General features: G+C 74.7%; 4 protein-coding genes. 1 reads left to right on the top strand and 3 read right to left on the bottom strand.

Annotated elements, in window-relative coordinates:
* Positions 1–103 precede the first annotated feature (103 nt).
* The 3 genes from ACFV0G_RS36690 to mmuM all read right to left on the bottom strand — a co-directional run bounded on the left by ACFV0G_RS36690 (position 104) and on the right by mmuM (position 2,968).
* Positions 104–823, bottom strand: a complete 720-nt coding sequence (locus tag ACFV0G_RS36690; protein ID WP_380557297.1) for an MIP/aquaporin family protein — start codon at positions 821–823, stop codon at positions 104–106.
* 360 nt (positions 824–1,183) lie between these two features.
* Positions 1,184–1,948 (bottom strand): IclR family transcriptional regulator, encoded by a 765-nt coding sequence (locus ACFV0G_RS36685; RefSeq protein ID WP_380557294.1) that lies wholly within the window; start codon positions 1,946–1,948, stop codon positions 1,184–1,186.
* Between the two features lie 93 nt (positions 1,949–2,041).
* Positions 2,042–2,968 (bottom strand): homocysteine S-methyltransferase, encoded by a 927-nt coding sequence (gene mmuM, locus ACFV0G_RS36680; protein WP_380557291.1) that lies wholly within the window; start codon positions 2,966–2,968, stop codon positions 2,042–2,044.
* Positions 2,969–3,284: 316 nt separating this feature from the next.
* Between mmuM and ACFV0G_RS36675 the strand changes: the two genes are divergently transcribed.
* A partial coding sequence (locus ACFV0G_RS36675) for an NUDIX domain-containing protein (RefSeq protein ID WP_380557288.1) occupies positions 3,285–3,929 on the top strand: 645 nt, incomplete at its 3' end.

The raw sequence follows: 3,929 nt of genomic DNA, 5'->3' as shown, positions 1-3,929 counted from the left end.
TCACGTAGAGCTTGGTGATGCTCTCCTGGACGAGGTCGTCGGCCCGATCCCAGTCGCCGCAGAGCAGATATGCGACCTTGCGCAACCACCCGGCCGGAGCTGATCAGAAGGCGAGGTTGTACAGGCCGCCGGCCAGCAGGGCGCCGATGACCGGGCCGGCCACCGGGATCCAGGCGTAGGACCAGTCGGAGCCGCCCTTGTTCGGGATCGGCAGCAGCGCGTGGACGATGCGCGGGCCGAGGTCGCGGGCCGGGTTGATCGCGTAGCCGGTCGGGCCGCCGAGCGAGAGGCCGATGCCGACCACGGTGAGGGCGACCATCAGGATGCCGGTGCCGGACAGGCCGAGCCCCTTGTTGAGGCCCTGGGTGAGGATCGCCAGGCAGAGCACGGCCGTGCCGATGATCTCGGTGAGCAGGTTCTGGATGGGGTTCCGGATCTCGGGCCCGGTGGAGAAGATGCCGAGCGTGGGCTCCTCGTTGGCCTGGAACTGGCCGAGGTAGGTGACCCACACCAGGACGGCGCCGATGATCGCGCCGAGCATCTGGGAGCCGGTGTAGAGCGGCACCTTGCTCCAGTCGCCGCTCTCGGTCGCGAGGGCGATGGTGACCGCCGGGTTCAGGTGCGCCCCGGACTTGGGTGCCGACATGTAGGCGGCGACGAGGACGGCGAAGCCCCAGCCGAAGGTGATGGCGAGCCATCCAGCGTTGACGGCCTTGGACTTCTTCAGCGTCACCGCGGCGCAGACGCCGCCGCCGAGGAGTATCAGCGCAGCAGTACCGAGGGTTTCGCCGACGATGATGTCGCCGTTGGAGAAAGCGGACACAGAGACTCCCTTGTCCTATGACCCGATGCGGAGCGGGGGGTGGGGGTGGGGGTGGGGGCCGGGCGATCGCGGTGCGGGTGAGCGCGGTGCGGGTGAGCGCGAGGTGGGAGCGGATCTCCCGGCCGGCGTTCGACAATGTCGACCGTCATGCGGAAGCTTTCCCTGCGTCCGCCCTCCGCGTCAAGGCAGGGTTACGCACCTGTGACGGTCGCCGTCCCGGCACGCCGCGGGTCGGCAGGGCGCCACGCTAACCGGATCAAGAGCGCAGAACGGGACAAAACGCCAGGGCGCGGACGGGCGACCGCCCGTCCGCGCCCCGCGCGGGTCCTTCGGAGGAGGTACGGCCGCTCGCCTGCGGCGTCAGAAGCGCCCGGCGCCCAGGTCCCGGGAGATCGCCCGCGCGGCGCTGCGCACCGACGCGACCAGGCCGGGCTTGACGAAGCCGTTCTCGGTGACCGTCTCCACCGGGCCGTTGATGCAGACCGCGCCCACCGGATTGCGCCGGCGGTCCTGGATCAGCGCGCCGATCGAGGCCACGCCCTCCCAGGTCTCCTCGATCGAGTCGGCCCAGCCGCGCTCGCGGATCAGCGCGCACTCGGCGTCCACGTCGGCCGGGTCGGTCAGGGTTCGCAGGGTGTACGACTCCAGCGGCCCGTCGCCCAGCTCGCCGCGCGCGACCGGGTCGTAGGCCAGCAGCACCTTGCCCAGCGCGGTGCTGTGCAGCGGCTGCATCGAGCCGACCTCCAGCACCTGCCGGGTGTCGTCCGGGCGGAAGACGTGGTGCACGATCAGCACGCCCCGCTGGTGCAGCACGCCCAGGTACACGGTCTCGCCGCTGGCCCTGGCCAGGTCGTCGGCCCACACCAGCGCCCGGGCGCGCAGCTCGTGCACGTCCAGGTAGCTCTGGCCCAGGCGCAGCAGCTCGGCGCCCAGCTGGTACTTGCCGCTCTCCGGGTCCTGCTCGACGAAGCCCTCCTGCTGGAGGGTGCGCAGGATGCCGTGCGCGGTGCCCTTGGCCAGGTCCAGCGCGGTTGCGACCTCGGACAGGCCGAGCCGGCGCTCACCGCCTGCCAGCAGCCGCATGATCGCGGCAGCCCGGGAGAGCGACTGGATCGGGCCGGGCATCGGCTACCTCCGCTGACAGGCGGTCGACATTGTCGACCGCAGTGGTATCGCCAAGAGTCTGCCAGGCCGACGGCCGGGCGTGCACCTTTCCGGTCACTGCGGCGTGCGAACGGCCGTGGCGAGCGCGGCGATCTCGCGCTCGCCCACCCGGCAGCAGCCGCCCACCAGCCGGGCGCCGGCCGCCAGCCAGGAGGCCACCCGCGCCGGACCGAAGGTCGGTGCGCCGCGCCAGTCGCGGGCCGCCGCGTCCCAGCGCTCACCGCTGTTCGGGTAGACCACGACCGGCTTGCCGGTGGCCTCGGCGGCCGCCCGGACCGCCCGGTCCGCATCCGCCGGGGAGCAGCAGTTCACCCCCACCGCGAGTACCGCGTCGGCCTCCGCCGCCAGCGCGAAGGCCTCCGCCAGCGGCTGTCCGGCCCGGGTCCGGTCGCCCTCGATGCTGAACGAGAGCCAGGCCGGCACCCCGAGCCCGTCGACCGCACGCAGCAGCGCCTCGGCCTCGTCGGTGTCCGGGATCGTCTCGATCGCCAGCACGTCCGGCCCGGCCGCGGCCAGCACCTCCAGGCGGGGCCGGTGGAACCGCTCCAGCGCCGCCGTGCTCAGGCCGTACCTGCCGCGGTACTCCGAGCCGTCCGCGAGCACCGCACCGTACGGGCCCACCGACGCCGCCACGTACCGCGGCCGGCCGCCGCCCGCCTGCCGGGCCGCCTCCCGGGCCAGCCGCACGCTCGATCCGATCAGCCGCTCCGCCTCCGCCCGGCCGAGGCCGCGGCGGGCGAACCCGGCCGTGCTGGCCTGGTAGCTGGCGGTGATCGCGACATCGGCCCCGGCCCGGTAGTAGCCGAGGTGGGCGGCGGTGATCGCGTCCGGCCGGTCGGCCAGCAGGCGGGCCGACCAGAGCGCGCCGGAGAGGTCGTGCCCGGCCGCGGCCAACTGGTTGGACAGGCCGCCGTCCAGCACCAGCGGGCCGGCCGCGAGGGCTGCGGCGAAGTCGGGCGGGGGAGCGGCGGGCACGGTCACCTCCACGTCGGCGGGCAGCAGCGGCGCCCGCGCTGCGGTTCTGCACTGTAGAACGCGCGCGGCGGCCCGGACGAGCCGGGTGGCGGGGTGCCCGGTGCCGGCCGGGGGAGCGGGGTGCCCGGTGCCGGCGGGCCGTGGTGTGGCGGTGTCGTAGTGCCGCGGTGCCGCGCTGCCGACGGGCGGCGGCCGGCGCGGACCACTCGGACGGGTGATCGAAAGTCGCTGGCGGTCGTCGGTGGGCTGCGCTACGTTGTTCTCAGTCCGAGAATAACGAGGCGGCCGCAGCGGTCGCCGACACGGCAGAGCGGGGTGCGGGATGGCCACCGGAGACCACGGGGCGACCACGGGCGGCGACGCGGCCGCCACCGGCGGCGCCGAGCGCGACTGGCTCGCCGCCTACGACCCGCGCGCCTTCACGCCCGTCGCCGTCACGGTCGACGTGGTCGCCCTCACCCTGCGCGGCGGCGACCTCCACGTCCTGCTCGTCGAGCGCGGCGAGCCGCCCTTCCAGGGCTGCTGGGCGCTGCCCGGCGGCTTCCTGCGGGCCGGGCGCGAGGGCCTGGCCGACGCCGCCGTCCGCGAGCTCGCCGAGGAGACCGGGCTGGAGGGCAGCTTCGAGATCGGCGCCGCCCTCAGCCGCATGCACCTCGAACAGCTCGGCAGCTACGGCGAGCCCGACCGTGACCCCCGGATGCACGTCGTCTCCGTCGCGTACCTGGCCTTCGCCCCGGGCCTGCCCGACCCGCGGGCCGGCTCGGACGCCGCGGGCGCCGCCTGGCATCCGGTGTCCGCCCTCGACCTCGACCCCGCCCAGGCCGCCGGGCCGTCCGCCGACACCCCCGGGGGGGGCGTCGGCGGACGGCCCGGCATCCCGCTCGCCTTCGACCACGCCCGGATCCTCGCCGACGGTCTCGACCGCGCCCGCGCCAAGATCGAGTACAGCCCGCTCGCCACCGCATTC

It is taken from the genome of Kitasatospora sp. NPDC059571 (assembly GCF_042735675.1).
Lineage (GTDB): Bacteria > Actinomycetota > Actinomycetes > Streptomycetales > Streptomycetaceae > Kitasatospora.
The sequence above is the reverse complement of the archived record's forward strand: the minus strand, read 5'-3'. Positions and strand labels throughout refer to the sequence as shown.